This is a genomic window from Pseudomonas sp. YQ_6, assembly GCF_043103245.1.
Lineage (GTDB): Bacteria > Pseudomonadota > Gammaproteobacteria > Pseudomonadales > Pseudomonadaceae > Aquipseudomonas > Aquipseudomonas alloputida.
This window is the reverse complement of the sequence record NZ_JBICJR010000065.1, coordinates 167836-183330: the sequence shown is the minus strand read 5'-3', so window position 1 is coordinate 183330 and position 15495 is coordinate 167836. Positions and strand designations below refer to the sequence as shown.

16 protein-coding genes and 1 pseudogene are annotated in these 15495 nt (G+C 58.4%); 8 read left to right on the top strand and 9 right to left on the bottom strand.

What is annotated here, in order from left to right; translation table 11 throughout:
* Positions 1-157 precede the first annotated feature (157 nt).
* From ACF8FG_RS22695 to ACF8FG_RS22675, 5 genes are all read right to left on the bottom strand, one after another.
* Positions 158-607 carry an NUDIX domain-containing protein gene (locus ACF8FG_RS22695; RefSeq protein ID WP_033724970.1) on the bottom strand — a complete coding sequence of 150 codons (450 nt, stop codon included), beginning with the start codon at positions 605-607 and terminating at the stop codon, positions 158-160.
* Between the two features lie 201 nt (positions 608-808).
* On the bottom strand, positions 809-1225 hold the full coding sequence (locus tag ACF8FG_RS22690) for a GNAT family N-acetyltransferase (RefSeq protein ID WP_230678082.1): 417 nt from the start codon (positions 1223-1225) through the stop codon (positions 809-811).
* An 86-nt stretch (positions 1226-1311) separates the two neighbouring features.
* Complete coding sequence (locus ACF8FG_RS22685) at positions 1312-1872, bottom strand: nucleotidyltransferase family protein (protein WP_019438499.1); 561 nt, start codon at positions 1870-1872, stop codon at positions 1312-1314.
* Positions 1873-2119: 247 nt separating this feature from the next.
* A complete protein-coding gene (locus ACF8FG_RS22680; protein ID WP_318078870.1) occupies positions 2120-2782 on the bottom strand; it encodes a hypothetical protein in 663 nt (220 codons plus the stop codon).
* Between the two features lie 126 nt (positions 2783-2908).
* Positions 2909-4420 carry a diguanylate cyclase gene (locus ACF8FG_RS22675; protein ID WP_014591114.1) on the bottom strand — a complete coding sequence of 504 codons (1512 nt, stop codon included), beginning with the start codon at positions 4418-4420 and terminating at the stop codon, positions 2909-2911.
* A 307-nt stretch (positions 4421-4727) separates the two neighbouring features.
* Between ACF8FG_RS22675 and ACF8FG_RS22670 the strand changes: the two genes are divergently transcribed.
* From ACF8FG_RS22670 to ACF8FG_RS22660, 3 genes are all read left to right on the top strand, one after another.
* Positions 4728-5252 (top strand): RNA polymerase sigma factor, encoded by a 525-nt coding sequence (locus ACF8FG_RS22670; protein ID WP_014591115.1) that lies wholly within the window; start codon positions 4728-4730, stop codon positions 5250-5252.
* Complete coding sequence (locus ACF8FG_RS22665; protein ID WP_318078871.1) at positions 5249-6085, top strand: FecR domain-containing protein; 837 nt, start codon at positions 5249-5251, stop codon at positions 6083-6085. The genes ACF8FG_RS22670 and ACF8FG_RS22665 overlap by 4 nt, the downstream gene beginning before the upstream one ends.
* Positions 6086-6163: 78 nt before the next feature.
* Positions 6164-8602 (top strand): TonB-dependent receptor, encoded by a 2439-nt coding sequence (locus tag ACF8FG_RS22660; RefSeq protein ID WP_318078872.1) that lies wholly within the window; start codon positions 6164-6166, stop codon positions 8600-8602.
* An 88-nt stretch (positions 8603-8690) separates the two neighbouring features.
* Here the strand turns inward: ACF8FG_RS22660 and ACF8FG_RS22655 are convergent, their stop codons facing one another.
* Together ACF8FG_RS22655 and ACF8FG_RS22650 are read right to left on the bottom strand one after the other, a co-directional pair.
* The gene (locus ACF8FG_RS22655; RefSeq protein WP_318078873.1) at positions 8691-9479 is read right to left on the bottom strand and encodes an SDR family oxidoreductase; all 789 of its coding nucleotides are present in this window, start codon (positions 9477-9479) and stop codon (positions 8691-8693) included.
* Between the two features lie 46 nt (positions 9480-9525).
* Positions 9526-10524 (bottom strand): NADP-dependent oxidoreductase, encoded by a 999-nt coding sequence (locus tag ACF8FG_RS22650; protein WP_318078874.1) that lies wholly within the window; start codon positions 10522-10524, stop codon positions 9526-9528.
* A gap of 114 nt (positions 10525-10638) precedes the next feature.
* On the opposite strand from ACF8FG_RS22650, the gene ACF8FG_RS22645 reads away from it, so the two are divergent.
* Complete coding sequence (locus ACF8FG_RS22645; protein ID WP_014591120.1) at positions 10639-11082, top strand: helix-turn-helix domain-containing protein; 444 nt, start codon at positions 10639-10641, stop codon at positions 11080-11082.
* Positions 11083-11212: 130 nt separating this feature from the next.
* Here ACF8FG_RS22645 and ACF8FG_RS22640 read toward each other — a convergent pair whose 3' ends face one another.
* Positions 11213-12094, bottom strand: coding sequence for a LysR family transcriptional regulator (locus tag ACF8FG_RS22640; RefSeq protein ID WP_070383896.1), 882 nt, complete (start codon positions 12092-12094; stop codon positions 11213-11215).
* A gap of 117 nt (positions 12095-12211) precedes the next feature.
* On the opposite strand from ACF8FG_RS22640, the gene ACF8FG_RS22635 reads away from it, so the two are divergent.
* The 4 genes and pseudogenes from ACF8FG_RS22635 (at position 12212) to ACF8FG_RS22620 (ending at position 14249) form a co-directional block, all read left to right on the top strand.
* Positions 12212-12400, top strand: a complete 189-nt coding sequence (locus ACF8FG_RS22635) for a hypothetical protein (protein WP_019438506.1) — start codon at positions 12212-12214, stop codon at positions 12398-12400.
* Between the two features lie 3 nt (positions 12401-12403).
* Positions 12404-13432: an SDR family oxidoreductase gene (locus tag ACF8FG_RS22630; RefSeq protein WP_318078875.1), complete on the top strand. Its 1029-nt coding sequence runs from the start codon at positions 12404-12406 to the stop codon at positions 13430-13432.
* A gap of 51 nt (positions 13433-13483) precedes the next feature.
* Positions 13484-13615, top strand: a pseudogene (locus tag ACF8FG_RS22625) (histidine phosphatase family protein); the annotation flags it as partial.
* Positions 13616-13733: 118 nt separating this feature from the next.
* The gene (locus tag ACF8FG_RS22620) at positions 13734-14249 is read left to right on the top strand and encodes a GrpB family protein (protein ID WP_041166982.1); all 516 of its coding nucleotides are present in this window, start codon (positions 13734-13736) and stop codon (positions 14247-14249) included.
* 228 nt (positions 14250-14477) lie between these two features.
* On the opposite strand, the gene ACF8FG_RS22615 is transcribed toward ACF8FG_RS22620, so the two are convergent.
* Positions 14478-15479 carry a zinc-dependent alcohol dehydrogenase family protein gene (locus ACF8FG_RS22615; protein ID WP_014591124.1) on the bottom strand — a complete coding sequence of 334 codons (1002 nt, stop codon included), beginning with the start codon at positions 15477-15479 and terminating at the stop codon, positions 14478-14480.
* Between the last annotated feature and the right edge of the window lie 16 nt (positions 15480-15495).

The following is a 15495-nucleotide window of genomic DNA, read 5'->3' as shown; positions in this document are numbered from 1 at the left end:
ACATACCCTATTACCACCGCGCCCCCCTTCAATCTGATGTCTTTTGATTCGAGGTCTCCACGCGAACGCTCACTGGCGGCCGTTTACTACCTTCCACGAACAGCCGCCATGGGTCAATAGCGCGGCCAGTGGTGACCGGCTGCTTTCGACCAGCCGTTCAATGATCGTGCTGGGGCCCCTCATCTCTCCAATGGCCGGACGCTCTCAGTGTTTCGCATAAAAATACCAGTGCTCGCTGGAAGACTGGGTGACAGTCGGTGTAGGGCAGGTTGTCGAGCGAAGCCCAGAAAAAATCGAAGCGGTGGCCGTGATCATCCAGCGTCTGATGAACCCAAGATTCGGGCAGTTCGCGCCCTGCGCGACAAAGGTGAAACGACCACACCTGATGTTGGTGATCAGCCTTCCAGCAACCTAGATCGCTGCCGATCACTGCGTCAACAATTCCGGTCTCCTCTGCCAGCTCACGCAATGCAGCCACGCTGGGTGTTTCTCCATTCTCGATAGTGCCCTTCACCAGTTGCGTGCCTGCCAAAGGGTGCCTGAAGAGAAGAATCTTGGTAGGTAGCGAATACGAGAGCACCACAGGACAGACTTTGTCGGGGGTCATCGCAATCTCCCTATGCGACATAAATGGCGATTCATGTTACGCCTTTGCTTTGAGGGGCAGGAAGCCGAATCATTGAGGCCAGCACCGTATCTTGGATTTACTTTTATCCAATACTTACCCTTCGCGAAAGGTTGCTTCGAGTCGCTGGCTGCCGGTCGCAAATAGCCGTTATCGATCAAACGCTGCCGCACACCAAACTGTTCAAGCAAGACGCTCATAGATCAAATAACCCTGCGCCCCCACACCTGTGCATGAAAAACCCGCTTTCTGGTACATCAACCTTGCAGGGTTGTCTGGCCGCACACTCAACCGTAATCGAGTGAATTTCTGACATGCGGCATCGCACATGTACGCTTTCAGCAGCTTAGCGCCAACGCCGCTGCGACGAGAGCCCGGGGTGACGTGGATGGTACAAAGCTCTGCGTAGACACCCTCTGGAATCCACAGTGAATATCCAGCGAACACATCGTTGATGACAGCGACTGTGAGATGGTCGAAGTTCTCTACCCACCGCGTCAGATGCCGCTCAAGATCACGACGCCAGAAAGCTTCATGCACTGGCTCCCAAGAACGGATATAGCTCTCCTCGCCGCGGTAAATGGCCGGTAGATCGGTCACGCAAGCTTTTCTTAGTCGTAGCGCCATTCCATCGGTCTCTGCTTTCTATGCTCTGCTGATCCACGCCTGCTACCACTGGCTGACGCTCATTCAACCAATTGAAGCCATGGCCAGCGAGCCTGATAGCTGGCAGCTTTCGCTCTAAATAAATCTGGGCGTGGATTCAACTCGTTCATCCTGAGCCAGTTGTTCGAGAGATCGTTCAAGCCATGGGTGCTATAGAGCTTACCAGTACCGGCATCAACGCCTAGACAGGTCGATCGAATGAGATAGCGGTCGATACCATCCGTTACCTTTTCCAACGGTGGGTAGGCCCCGCCAAATTTCTCTTCGTACCACAAATGCACGCGGGCCTGATTGCGGATCTCGACGTTGATGCCTAAATGAGAGAACGCCTGCTGAACCTTAGCTATCACTCGATCTTCCGCCTCCCATGACAAGTCTGCGTCGAAGTAGGCGATGTCATAATCCTTGATGCCCCACTCGACAGGTTCTCCCGAGCGATGATTCCAGAGCGTCTGGAACAACGCCCCTGCGACCAACATGGAATTCGGAATTTCGAGTGTTGGTAGCGTCTCCAACAGCGCCCGGTTTATCGGGTTCTGATGGACGATCTCTAATAGCTGCTCATTGCTAAGGGAACACATGTATGCCGTCCTTGGTGTCGTCGCAGAAAGCCGAGCTTACCTGCCGACAGTGTGACCAGTGAAGACACCGGTACAACTCGATTGCCGCTATCCACCAAGAGCAGCATTGAGTCGGCAGCGCCAGCCCACGACCGTCCGCTTTCGACCCATAGCTGCCCTTCCTGAAGGGCAGCCCCAGACACTAGACCTTCGGCAATTGGCTTTGCGGTTGACCGACACTGAAAGGTTTTTTCTTGGCTAAGTTGAGTTACCGAGTCACAGTGGAAAAATGGCGCTGTTGATCCTGGCAGCCCATTTTTTTCACCACAAATTGCACCTCATAGCGAGAGTACTCCCCATTGGGAATACCGCTGGGACGCGGCCCTTTGTCGACTGCGTTGCTGTGGTCCAGCACCGCATCGCATGAAATCACTTGGGGGATCACCGTGTTCAATCCTTGGGATTGCTTGCGCAACGCCGCTTCAAACTGCGGGTCGTCCAGCAGGACCTCTGTTCGTTCTGGTACGGTCACCAAGGATGCATATTGGCCGAGGGCTACCCCCATGAACTGCACACGGATGGTGATCTTGCCGTTGCGGTCTAACTGCGGATACCCCGCAAAGCGCACATTGAATTGACTGGCCGCCTCCAGCTGGCTGGTGGTTCGAGCAACAATTTTGGCCCAGTAAGTGTTGGGCGGGTTGTAGGGGTCGTAAGCAGGCGCCCCTTTGTCGTAGGGTTTTCCTGCCATTCGCAGCTTCTCTTGTTGTAGGAAGTAGCTCGAGCGGCAAGTGTTGCTAATCGCTGCACCCAAAGGCTGGCCAGACTTCGCGCTGTAGAGCATAGCGGCGGCGCAGTCGTAGTCGAATTGACCATTGAGGTACAGGTACGTGCCGTTGCCGAGAGGATTCAGGGTGTAGTTGAGATCCAATCCAGATCCTGATCCTCCATTTGCCCGGCCAGGCACGGCACCACTATTGCTACAGAGCTTACGCAGATATCCGCTTTTGGCCTTTGCCGAAATGAGATTGCGTCAATACTTTCCTTGTCATTGGCTTTATGCATTCGCCCGGTCGACTTGCAGGCGATTGCGGCCCGCTTGCTTGGCGATATAAAGCGCCCGGTCGGCGCGTTCAATTAGCGATGGCGGGCTGTCGAGGGTCGTCCCATCGGAGCAGGCGATGCCGATACTGGCGGTCACATGCCCGAAAGGGCTGCCTTCGTGAGGGACAGGTTGCAAGGTCAGGCGCTCATGCATCAGCCGGGCAACGACAGCCGCTCCGTCGATGTCGGTATCGGGCAGGATCACGGCCATTTCCTCCCCCCCGTAGCGCGCCAGCAGGTCGCGAGGGCGGCGGATGCAGGAAGAGAGCAGGTAAGCCATCTGCTGCAGGCAGGCGTCGCCAGCCGGATGCCCATAGGTGTCGTTGTAGCGTTTGAAGTGGTCGATGTCGATCATCAGCAAAGCCAGCGGGGTCCCGTTTCGATGGGCCATGCGGATCTCCTGGGTCAGCGCTTCGTCAAAGCAGCGCCTGTTGGCAAGCCCCGTCAGCGCATCGTGCATCGCCAGGCTTTCGAGCTGTTGGTTGCTCTCAAGCAACTGCTGTTGGGTCAGTCGAAGCTCGTTTTCGACCGCACTTCGCCGGCTCATGGCTCGAATCAGCAGCCAGCCAATGGTTCCGGTCAGTGCCAGCAGCGCAGCGACCACCAGCGACGACAGCAGCGCCTCGAGCCGCCAGGCTGCAAGTGCTTCCTGCTTGCCCAGCGCGACCGTTGTCACCAGGGGGAGCTTGTCACTCTTGCGAAACGCATAGAGGCGTTCTACGCCGTCCAGGCTGGAGGTGAATGAAGCGGTGCCGGCTGACTGGTCGATGAGGTATTTGGCGAAGATTGGCGACTTCGAAAAGTTGCGCCCCATGTCCTGTTCCCGAAACGGATAGCGCACCAGCAGGGAGCCGTCGGTAAAGGTCAGCCCGATGGCACCGTCATGGCCAACGTCCAGCTTGCCGAACAACTGCAGGAAGTTTTCCACGCCAAGCGTCATGGCAACAACGCCGGCGAACTCACCGCGGTCATCGTTGAATCGCCGGCTGATGGTGATCACCCATTCCTGGGTGACCCGGCTACGGATTGGCAGGCCGATGAAGGGGTCGCGGGACGGGTCGTCACGGTGGTGGATGAAAAAGGCCCGGTCGCTGCTGTTGGCGCTGACGGGGGTTGGACGGTTGGACGACATGAGCCAGCGCCCATCCTTGGCATAGATGGTGATGCCGCTCATTGGCGGCATCAATGGTTGCTGACGCTTGACCAACTGACCCAGCCGTTCGATCTGCGCAGGTCCGGCGCCCTCGGTTTCCAGGCGCTCGACCAGGCCGAGCAGCAACATCGAGCTCTGTCGGACGATACCTTCCGAATAGGTAGACAGTGCCTGGGTTAGGTTCAGGCCATGGACATTGATGTCTTCCAAGGCGCGCTCGCGAGAGGCCATGACCTTCCACAGCGTTAGCGAGGCGAGAGAAAAACCTATGACCGATAGCAGTAGCACAACAAGGTGGATGTCACGCTTCACGTCAATTCACACGCCTTTTTCCCTAAAGACCACGCTGAGCGCCGACACGCTGTCAGTAACCAAACGGTCAGGATGTAACTATCTGGTCCATGCCCCAAAATATAGCACACCTAAATTATTGGAATGTCCGACAGATTTACTCATGTCGAAGCGCTGAGCTTGAAGCCAGCGCCAATGCCAACGGACTGACTGTTTCTGACCTTCCTGTGAATTTGCATGGCTCGACGCTGTCGCTTGTTTATTCGCAACTATTTCTCATTTACACTTGCGTCTTGTTTTCGGAGCCTACCTTTTTTCAGGATGCATCGTGTCGCTCGATCCCGCCAAACCGACGCTGCTGTCTACATTGGTACGTCACTATGACGACCTGGTGGACCACATTCGCCGACGCTTCGGCGACAGAAGCCTGGCGCGCGATGTCGTGCATGACGTGTGTGTGCAGTTGCTTGAGCGCGGTGAGAAAGAAAACGTTCGGACCCCGCTAGCGTTGCTACGGAAAATCTCCAACGACACCGCCGTGAGTCGCTATCGTAGCGATCGCCGCCGAGGCGCCTGGGTAGAGGCAGTTTCCGAGCTCCCGGAGGTAGCCTGCCCGGCAGCCACGCCGATGAGCCGGTATGACAGCGAGCGCGAGTTTCAACTGCTCGTGAGCGCTATCGCCGGCCTCCCACCTCGCTGCCAGGCCGTTTTTGTCATGCATAAAGTTCACGAAATTCCCCAGGCAGAAGTAGCCGCTCGTCTCGGTATTTCCATCAAGACAGTGGAAAAGCACCTCCGCCTGGGGTTGGCGACGTGCAGGCAACGGCTTGGGCGCGATGAGGTGCATCCATGACCAAGCAGCCCGAACAGGCGCCACTGGACGAAGCGCTGGGGCGACATCGCGAAGAGCTCAAGCATCTGTTCCCCCTGCCACCGACCAGGCCGGCCCCCTCGAAAGCGGTGAAGTCGGCAGGTATCACACTAGCAGTTGCGATCGCTTTTGCAGCCCTGGCCTGGTTGAACCCGGCCTACAAGAGCGAGCGTTTCGCTACCGCCATGGGTGAGCGGCGCGCTGTGCTGCTGAGCGATGGAAGCAAACTGCTGCTCGACAGTGGCACGCATGTCGATATCAGCTGGCGCCTGCTCAGCCGCGAAGTCGACCTGCGCAGTGGGCAGGCCCTTTTCGATGTGTCCTCGGCCGTGTACCGCCCCTTCGTAGTATCTGCTGGCCTGGCGAAAGTCGAGGTGCTCGGTACGCTGTTCAATGTTCGCCGCCTGGATAACGAGGCGGTTCGTGTCACCCTGGCCCGTGGGCGAGTGGACGTCGCCGTGGCAACTGCCGCGCAAGCGCCTGTCACCCTCGGGCCAGGGCAACAGGTCGACTCGATTGGCGGGCAACTGATGCCAGTGGCGAAGGTCGACGCCTCCAAGGCGATGGCCTGGAAAGATGATCGCATCGTGTTCGAGCAGACGCCGCTGGATGAAGCGGTGTCGTTGTTGCGTCACTATCGCAAGGCATCCATTGAGCTAAGCGACCCAAGCTTGGCTGCACTCAAGGTGACAGGGGTCTTCGAGACGCACCATGTCGACCTGCTGCTGGATCTGTTACCGAGCATCCTGCCCGTCGCCGTGTTGAAACAAGAGGATGGCAGCGTCCGGATTCAACGTAAATCGACAAGAAAATAATAATCAAGCGCAGGTAGGGTTTCTCGATTCCCATGGCGGCTATTGAAAAAAGCCCAGCCAATAAAAGGAACTCGAGAAGTGCATTTTCCCCTCCGCAGTCGCCAAATACGCCTGTCATTGCTTGCCAGTAGCCTGCTCATCGCAATGTCGGCCCAGGGCCGGGAACGGGTGAACGTGGATCTCCCTGCCGCGCCGCTTGGGGAGGCCATCAACGCCCTTGCTCAGCAGTCTTCGGTACAGATCATCTTTGCCAGCGAGCTCGGTGCAGGCCGAAACGCGCCCGCGGTGAAGGGGCGGTTCACACCTGAGGAAGCACTTCAAACGCTGCTCAAGGACAGTGGCTTGCAAGTACAGGCCAAGGATGAGCGCACCTTCGTCATCATCGCGCAAGGCACCCCTGCACCCAGTTCCGAAACCCGAAGCGTACCCGTGGAAATGGCGCAGATGGAAATCACGGCCTCGCGCACCAGCAGTAGCCTGGTGTCCGCGACGCGGCAGTCCACTGTTCTCGAGCATGAACAACTGCAGGAGCTGCGCCAGGGTTCAGAGAGCCTGGCCACGGTACTGGCCAAGGCGATTCCGGGCATGTCCGACTCCAGCCGCACCGTCACCGAGTACGGCCAGACCCTGCGTGGGCGCAGCATGTTGGTCATGGTCGACGGGGTGCCGCTCAATACCAACCGCGACTCTTCGCGCAACCTGGCCAACATCGACCCGGCGCTGATCGAACGGGTCGAAGTCATTCGTGGCAGCAGCGCTATATACGGCAGCGGTGCCACGGGGGGCATCATCGCCATCACTACACGACCTGCTGGCGGTGAAAACCGTGCCGAAACCAGCCTGAGCGCCACCTCGCCACTTACCCGCCTGGGCAGCGATGGCCTGGGGGGCCAGTTCCAGCAGTATTTTGCAGGCTCTCAGGGCGCGGTGGACTACTCGTTCGACTTCGGTACCCGCCACATCGGTGCCTCGTACGATGCGCACGGCGACCGGATCGCTCCGGAACCCAGTCAGGGCGACCTGTTCGATTCGAACATCTACAATATTGGCGGCAAGCTGGGGCTGCACATTGACGAGAACCAGCGAATCCAGCTCGCCATCAGCCATTACGATGCACGCCAGGACACCGACTACGCTACAGACCCCAGCGTCGCGAAACTCCCCGCAGGCTCGGTGCCGGCCAATGCGATCAAGGGCCTGGATCTCGACGAACAGAACCGCATTCGCAACACCCTGCTGAACCTGGAGTACGAGAACCTCGACATTCTCGGCAGCCGACTTTCTGCCCAGATGTATTACCGGGACTACTTCACCCGGTTCACGCCGTTCGACGCCCGGGCCGTTGCAACCCGCGGCGGCAACGTGGACCAGATCATGCAGAACAGCGAAGTGTTCGGCAGCCGCCTGACCCTGCGCACGCCACTTGGCGACAGCGGCAGTACCGAGCTGGTGTGGGGTGGCGACTATAACCAGGAGCGCAGCGACATGCCGCTCGACGTCTTCGACCCTGCGGCTTATGACGCCAGTGGCGGCCTGGTCTTCGACAAGACCGGCAAGCTCACCTACATGCCCCCGCTCAAGTCCCGAAGCGCCGGTGCGTTCGCGCAGCTTCAGCATCGCTTCGATGAGCACTGGTCGGTCGACGGCGGCCTGCGCTACGAATACTCCACCGCCGAATTCGATGACTTCGTCCCTTTGTCCGAATCCAGGGCTGCCTCCCCTGTGGCAGTGAAGGGTGGGGACATTCATTACGATGCGGTGCTGTCGAACCTGGGCATTGTCTACTCACCGGTACTCGGCCAGGAAATCTACGCCTCCTTCAGCCAGGGCTTCCAGTTGCCCGACGTGGGCATTCAGTTGCGCAATGCGCGCCGTGGCTTCGACATCGGCGCATCGAACCTGGAACCGGTCAAAACCAATAACTATGAGCTTGGCTGGCGAGGAGAGCTAGGTAGCAACACCCTCGGCACCCTGGCGCTGTTCTACACCACCTCCAAACTGGGGGACGTGCAAAGTTTCAACAATGGCTTGATTCTGACCCGCACAAAGGAGCGTATCTACGGTGCTGAAGCCAGTGCCGATTGGCTATCGGACGATGCGGTGTGGGGCGCAGGGGGGAGTGCTACCTGGATGCGCGGGCGAGAAAAGCCGGACGGCAAAGGTTGGCAAGACATGACCGGCTATCGTGTTCCCCCCCTCAAGCTGACCGCCTACGTTCAGTACAAGCCGAGCCTGGATTGGAGCAACCGCTTGCAAGCCACGTTCTTCGACGCCAAGGACTACAGGCTCGACGGTGTGGACAGCTTTGGTCGGCATCAGGTAAGTACCTATACGACAGTAGACGTGGTCAGCCAGTACCAGATCTCTGCCGACGACAAGGTAAGCGTCGGCATCCAGAACTTGTTCAATCGCGCCTATTACCCGCTCTACAGCCAATTGCTGCGCAATAACAACAACACCAGCCATTTGCCGGCGCCAGGCACTGTGTTGACTGCCAGTTATACGCACAATTGGTAAGGCGGTGAAAAACCACCAGGCCGATTACGAGCCTGGTGGTCATTGTTTCCTGGGTGGCGGATTCGATCATTCGTACACAATCACGCGTTCACAGTGGGCGCTGATATCGTTCAGCCGCGCGGGTTTGTCGAATGTCAGACATCAGCCCTTGACGCGCACCTTCCAGCGCATCCCAGCGCTCGGCAACATGAAGTGGCGGGATGGTTACCAACTCGCGACGATCGAAACCGACAAGTGCAGCATCGACCAGCTCACCGACCTCCATCACCTCCGGGAGTGTGTTGACGTCAATGCCGGCACGCGCCCAGATCTCGGTACGGGTCGCTGCCGGCAGCACGGCTTGCACGTAGACGCCCTTGGGTGACAGCTCCTGACTCAGCCCCTGTGACAGAAACAGCACGAAGGCTTTGGTAGCGCCGTAGATGGACATGCCGAACTCGGGCGCAAAACCCACCACTGAACCCACGTTGACGATCGCACCAGTGCCCGACTGCGCTAGGCGCGGCGCGATCGCAGCAGCGAGCCGCGTCAGCGCGGTGGTGTTGAGCGTGACAAGGCGCTCAATAGCTTCAGCGGACTGGTCCAGGAAACCACCCGATTGGGCCATACCCGCGTTGTTGATCAACACGCCGATATTGGCGTCGTCGCGCAGCCGACTTTCAAGCACGGACAGGTCTGCCGAGCTGGTCAGGTCGGCTGGCAGCACCTCAACGGCCACATGGCGTTCCTCGCGCAAGCGTAATGCAAGCGCCTCCATGCGCGATGTGTCGCGCGCCACAAGGATGAGATCGTGGCCACGACGGGCGAAGCGCTCGGCGTAGGTGGCGCCAATGCCGCTGGAGGCGCCGGTAATGAGTACGGTCGGACGTGTGGTCATGGAAGTTACCTTTATGTCGATGGTTGTGTGAGAAATACGGCGGCAGTCACATCTTGATTACGACCTTGCCCTTGGAACGCCCTTGAGCAAGGTACTCAAGCGCACCCTTTGCGTCCTCGAACGGAAATACCCGGTCGATCACCGGCCGAATTCGCTGGGTGTCCAGAAGCTTGCCGATTTCGGCGAGTTGGGCACCGTCGGGCTGCACGAAAAGAAACGAGTATTGGACATTCCGCCTCTTTGCCAGGCGCATGATCTTGCGGCTCATCAGGCCGAACACGAAGGTCAGGAGGAGGTTCAGGCGTTTGGCCCGGGCGAACGCAGCATCCAGTGGGCCAATGAGCGAGACAATCTGGCTTCCGGGTCTGAGGATGGACATGGATTTTTCAATCGCATCCCCCCTTACGGTGCCGAGCACCGCGTCGTAGTCGCGCAGCACGGTCTCGAAATCCTGCGTCTTGTAGTCCACAACCTCGTCCGCCCCCAGAGCGCGCACCAGGTCAACGTTGCCTGTACTGGTGGTGGTGCCCACCTTTGCACCGAGGTGTTTGGCCAACTGGATTGCGAACGTACCGATACCGCCCGACCCGGCAGGAATGAACACCTTCTGCCCGGCCTGAAGCTTGAGGCGCTCTTTCAGCGCTTGCCATGAGGTGAGGCCGACCATCGGGATCGACGCCGCCTGCTCGAAGCTCAGATTGGCCGGTTTCAGCGCGGCGGCGCTTTCCGGCACAACCGCGAATTCCGCAATCGCCCCTGTGCCAAGATCGAAGATGCTGGCGAAGACAGCATCGCCTGGCTTGAAGCGGGTCACATTGCTACCCACCTCGGTCACGATGCCGGCCAGATCGCTGCCCAGGGTGGCTGGCAGCTGGAAATGCAATACAGGCTTGAACATCCCCGTTGGAATCATGTTGTCGATCGGGTTCAGGCCAGCAGCGCGGACTTGCACCAGTAATTCGTCAGCCTTTGGCGTGGGGCGGGGAACATCCGCCAACCCGATGTCGGGTGACTTGCCGTAGCGCTTGAAGGTCAGTGCTTGCATGGTTCGGCTATTCATCATTGGTTTTTGCGGGTGGATGGCTTGTCATCGAGGTGTTACTATCGATTTGATACAGACAATACTACCCTTTCGCAGGCAGGTCACTATCAAAATAGTATGGACGTGAAAAATAGTTGCGATAACCCGTGCCCGATCGCCCGCAGCCTGGCAGTTGCCGGTGATGCCTGGAGCATATTGATCCTGCGTGATGCCCATGCCGGCCTTTCTCGCTTTGACCAATTCAGGAAAAGCCTGGGTATTGCACCGACAATGCTGACCCGCCGGCTGGCGACACTGACGGAGGAAGGATTACTGGAGAAGCGGCGTTATTCGGAGCACCCGCCTAGGGAGGAGTACCTGCTGACCGCTGCGGGTCGCGATTTTCTGCCTGTGCTGTTCATGATTGGTGCATGGGGCCAGCAATACCGAGGCGGTGGTAAGCTGACTCGCTTCTTCGATGCGCAAACAGGCACAGAAATCAAAGCTGTCGCCGTGGACGAGATTACGGGGGCGAAGATCGGCACGCGCCCCCTGCGTATTGTCACACCTGAGGAAAATTGACACGACCTCTGCAGCCTTGGAACCAGCGGGCGTGCAGCACCATGCCGTCTTCGGCCGAAGAATGCCTGCGGGTTTGGGGGACGGGTCGACGGCCAGTGAGGTGCTGCGCAGTGATCAGGGTGCTGGTGGATCAACCGTCGACATGTGCCGAGGATAGGGCTTCGAGCAGAACCCGCTCCAAGGTGTCAAAAAAGCATTTGATGTGAGCTTGCTTCAAGGCCTGAGGCCGGGTCACCAAATAGATCTCCATATCTGGAAGCTGGAGATGCGGGAACAGCTCGACCAAATCGGTAGCCGCGATACGGGGCAGCACAGCCACCCCCATCCCTCGCCTCACCGACTGGAGCTGCACGGCGAAAGAGTTCACGCTGATCTGCGCGCGGTCCAGACCTGCGGCCTTTGCCGCTCGCATTTGCGGCAAAATATCCAGCGGGGGAAGCAAGGACACACTGACTGCCGTGGTAAGTGTCACGCCTGGAAATTGCTTCAGATAACCCGGGGCAGCAAAGATGCCGTAGGCGAGCCGGCCAATGGGTCGATAAATCAGTGACGGTTCCCCCAGATGGGCGGTGCGCACAGCAACATCTGCCACACCGCGGGCGATCTTGTGAAAGTCGGCTGCCACCGTTAGCTCCACGGAGCAACGCGGGTGCAGGGATGTAAAGCGCCTTATCGCCTCCAGAACGTAATCCGAGAACCCCTCCCCTGCACTGACCAACACACTGCCGGACAGCTCGGTAGGCTGCTGCGATGTGCCAGAAAGGGTTTGCCGCCTCAAGCCTGATTCTGCAGCGATAGCAACTTCCACCAGGGATTGCCCCCGGGACGTCAGCCGGCATCCTTCAACGCCGCGCTCGACAAGTGGCTCGCCCACTGCAATCTCAAGTTGGGTCAAGCGGCGTGACAATGTAGAAGCTGCGATACCGAGCAATTGTCCAGCCTGAAGAAAACTGCCACGTCGCGAGACGGCCAGCAGAAGGCGAAGATCATCCCAATTTGCGTGCAACGTCATACTGTCAGTCATTCCTGGCTTTGCGAATATGCAAAGCCATTATGCAGTGATTGCTGTTTTTCGAAAGCGTCCTCAAAGGTATATCTATAGCCCTTCGATACGAATGGACCGGATTTTATGACTATCACCCCCAACGTCTATGCGCAGCACGCCTCTGGCGCTTTCAAACGACCAGATCCAGAGGCGTTGCTTGCAGTGGTTGGCGACGATTGCATCCACCTCGATACCATGGGTCGGGTCGTCAATGACAAGGCCTTTTTCGACAGCGCCGTGTTGCTGCCGTTAACCGAACAGCGAGCGTGTTGAGCCATGCGCAGCGTATTTGTGACCGGAGCAACCGGCTTGCTGGGCAACAACCTGGTGCGTGAATTGGTCGCTCGCGGCTACACGGTCAAAGGCCTGGTCCGCTCAAAAGCCAAAGGTGAACAGCAGTTCAACAATCTGCCGGGGGTGGAACTGGTCGTTGGGGACATGGCCAAGGTCGACGCATTCGCAGCGTCGCTGCAAGGCTGCGATACGGTATTTCACACAGCCGCGTTCTTCCGCGATAGCTACAAGGGCGGCAGCCACTGGAACGAACTCGAACAGATAAACGTGTCGGGTACGCGGCGCCTGCTTGAGCAGGCCTACCGGGCCGGCATACGACGGTTCATCCATACGTCTTCCATTGCTGTGCTCGACGGCGCACCTGGCACGTCCATCGAGGAGAACTGCCTGAGGGCCGACGCCGACGCAGATGACTACTACCGCAGCAAGATCCTCGCTGACCGTGTCGTATTGTCGTTCCTGGAGAGCCATCCCCAGATGCATGCCTGTATGGTCCTGCCTGGTTGGATGTGGGGGCCTGGCGACATTGGCCCAACCTCGTCGGGGCAATTGGTCAACGATGTGGTACAGGGCAAATTGCCCGGGTTGATCCCTGGCAGTTTTTCCATTGTCGATGCCCGCGATGTGGCATTGGCACAAATTGCCGCAGCCAGACATGGGCGCCGAGGTGAGCGCTATCTCGCGGCGGGCCGACATATGACAATGCGCGAACTGGTGCCTGTTTTAGGACGCATGGCGGGCGTCAAGACACCAGCCCGACAAATACCGCTGCCCTTTCTATACACCTTGGCGGCTGTGCAGGAGATCTATGCGCGCCTGACCGGCAGACCCATTCTGCTGAGCATGGCCACGTTGCGTCTACTGGTTCGAGAGCAGGACCGCACCCGTTTCGACCACCGCAAGAGTGAACAGGAGCTTGGACTGAGTTTCCGGGCACTAGAGCTGACAATCGCCGACACCGTGGCGTGGTACCGTGATCACGGCTGGTTTGAAAAAGGCAGCCGACTGTGAGCGGGGAAATAATCCTGATGCGCCACGGCCAGCCAAAACGAGTCGCAGCCATTGTTCGGTCATGGTTTCATGAATCGGATGATCTCCAAGCACCTGATGGCAGACGGATGGAAACGCCAAACGCGTACCGGCAGCCAGTATTGGAGTGCGACGGTCTATCGATATGCGGGTGTTGAAGCGTGAATCGCCCGGATTCCGAATACACATATTGCCGACAGTTATTGACCTGTAAGTCGGTGGTAAATGCACACGCCTTGATGGACAATCCGACGCCTCAAGTAGTTATCGCCAAGGAACGGACATGGCACTGACCAGCAAGATTACCCCCTACGATCCCACATGGCCCTCCCGCTTCCTGACAGACAAGCCACTCATTGCCTCGGCATTCGACGCTGAACTGATTGCTATCCACCACGTTGGAAGCACGTCTGTCCCAGGCCTGGCGGCGAAGCCCGAACTCGATGTGCTCATTGAGGTTCACGCGCATCGCAATACCTCAGCGCGGGACGAGGTGTTGTTGGCTTTGGGGTATGTACGAGGAAGTGATCTGTCAGAGGGCCATCATTTCTACCGGCGCAATGTGGATGGGATTCGCACGCACAAACTCCATGTTTGTACCCGCGACCACCTGACGATCACTCAGATGCTGGGGTTCAGAGATTTGCTTAGGCGCGATGCCTCGATCCGCCAACAGTATGAAACGCTGAAGCTTCAGTTGGAGTCGAGCAATACGGGTGGGATGGCTGAGTATCTAGAGAAAAAGGCGCCTTTCATTATCGCGGCGCTGCTTCATGCCGGTATAACCACGCGTGAATGATCGATTTTTCTGGCACACCCTTTCCTCCCGACAGTAGCGACGAAGTCACCACTTCGATTGCGGCCAGCTTGGCCGGCCGCCGGCCGCCTGGAACAAAGCCCCTCACATCAAGGAACGACTTTCATGATCACTTGCCATGTCCGCCTTTGGCAGTTGTTTGCGAAGGCCAGCCAAGGCTTGAAGCGGGCGTTTCTGGCGGGTAATTACTGATTGATAAAGCTCAGGAGACTATTCACTTATCAACTGGATAACCGTCTTGCCCCTGCCGCGACCTTCAGCGACCTGTCGGAAAGCGTCGTTGACCTCATCCAATGCAAACTGTTGCGGGTCCACCCGGATCGCCAGTTGCCCGGCATTGGCCAGAACAGCAGCCTCGCGCAGGATACTTCCATGGTGTTCGCGTCCCTTGCCGGTTAGCAGCGGTGCCAGGGTAAATACGCCCGAGTAGGTGGCACTTTTGAAGGATAAAGGCGCGAGACTGTGTTGGCCCCAACCGAGGCAGCTGAGTACGTGCCCGGTATAAGGCTTTACTGCCTTGAATGACGCGTCCAACGTGCTGCCGCCGACGGTGTCATAAACGATGTCGAAACCTTCCCCGGCCGTATATTGTTCGACATAGGCCTCTACACCCTGCGCCTGATAGTCAATCGCCGTGGCCCCCAGCGAGCGAATGAAGTCGAGATTGCCCGCCGAACCGGTGGCGTAGACTTCGGCACCGCGAGCCTTGGCCAATTGCACCGCAACTTGGCCGACGCCACCTGCGCCGCCATGAATCAGCACACGCTGACCACTACGAACATTGGCGCGATCTACCAAACCTTCCCAGGCGGTGATGAATACCAACGGCAGCGCGGCAGCCTCACGCATGCCGAGTGCATGCGGCTTTGATGCAATCAGCCTGGCATCCACGGCGATGTATTCGGCCAGGGTGCCTTGGGCGCCGCCGATTCCGCCGGCCATGCCGAAGACCTCCTGGCCAGGCGTGAAGCCATCAACTGCCTCGCCCAGTTCGACGACCGTACCGGCGAGATCCAGGCCGAGCACGGCCGGCAACTCCTGGCGGGCGTGAGCACCCGCACCGATTGCAATCTTGGTGTCGAGCGGGTTGACCCCGGCGGCGTGAATCCGCACCAAAACCTGCCCCTTACCGGGCACAGGGCGGGCGATGTGGCGCACGACCAGCGGGGTCTGGGCGGATTCGGCGATAGCGGCAAGCATGGTCTGATTCATGACGGGAACCTCTGAA

Excerpts from the sequence above, each read along its gene's own strand:
- ACF8FG_RS22620 (WP_041166982.1), top strand. The coding sequence starts at position 13,734 with ATGGCACTGACCAGCAAGATTACCCCCTACGATCCCACATGGCCCTCC.
- ACF8FG_RS22650 (WP_318078874.1), bottom strand. The coding sequence starts at position 10,524 with ATGCAAGCACTGACCTTCAAGCGCTACGGCAAGTCACCCGACATCGGG.
- ACF8FG_RS22635 (WP_019438506.1), top strand. The coding sequence starts at position 12,212 with ATGACTATCACCCCCAACGTCTATGCGCAGCACGCCTCTGGCGCTTTC.
- ACF8FG_RS22665 (WP_318078871.1), top strand. The coding sequence starts at position 5,249 with ATGACCAAGCAGCCCGAACAGGCGCCACTGGACGAAGCGCTGGGGCGA.
- ACF8FG_RS22695 (WP_033724970.1), bottom strand. The coding sequence starts at position 607 with ATGACCCCCGACAAAGTCTGTCCTGTGGTGCTCTCGTATTCGCTACCT.
- ACF8FG_RS22630 (WP_318078875.1), top strand. The coding sequence starts at position 12,404 with ATGCGCAGCGTATTTGTGACCGGAGCAACCGGCTTGCTGGGCAACAAC.
- ACF8FG_RS22645 (WP_014591120.1), top strand. The coding sequence starts at position 10,639 with ATGGACGTGAAAAATAGTTGCGATAACCCGTGCCCGATCGCCCGCAGC.
- ACF8FG_RS22640 (WP_070383896.1), bottom strand. The coding sequence starts at position 12,094 with ATGACGTTGCACGCAAATTGGGATGATCTTCGCCTTCTGCTGGCCGTC.
- ACF8FG_RS22615 (WP_014591124.1), bottom strand. The coding sequence starts at position 15,479 with ATGAATCAGACCATGCTTGCCGCTATCGCCGAATCCGCCCAGACCCCG.
- ACF8FG_RS22685 (WP_019438499.1), bottom strand. The coding sequence starts at position 1,872 with ATGTGTTCCCTTAGCAATGAGCAGCTATTAGAGATCGTCCATCAGAAC.
- ACF8FG_RS22655 (WP_318078873.1), bottom strand. The coding sequence starts at position 9,479 with ATGACCACACGTCCGACCGTACTCATTACCGGCGCCTCCAGCGGCATT.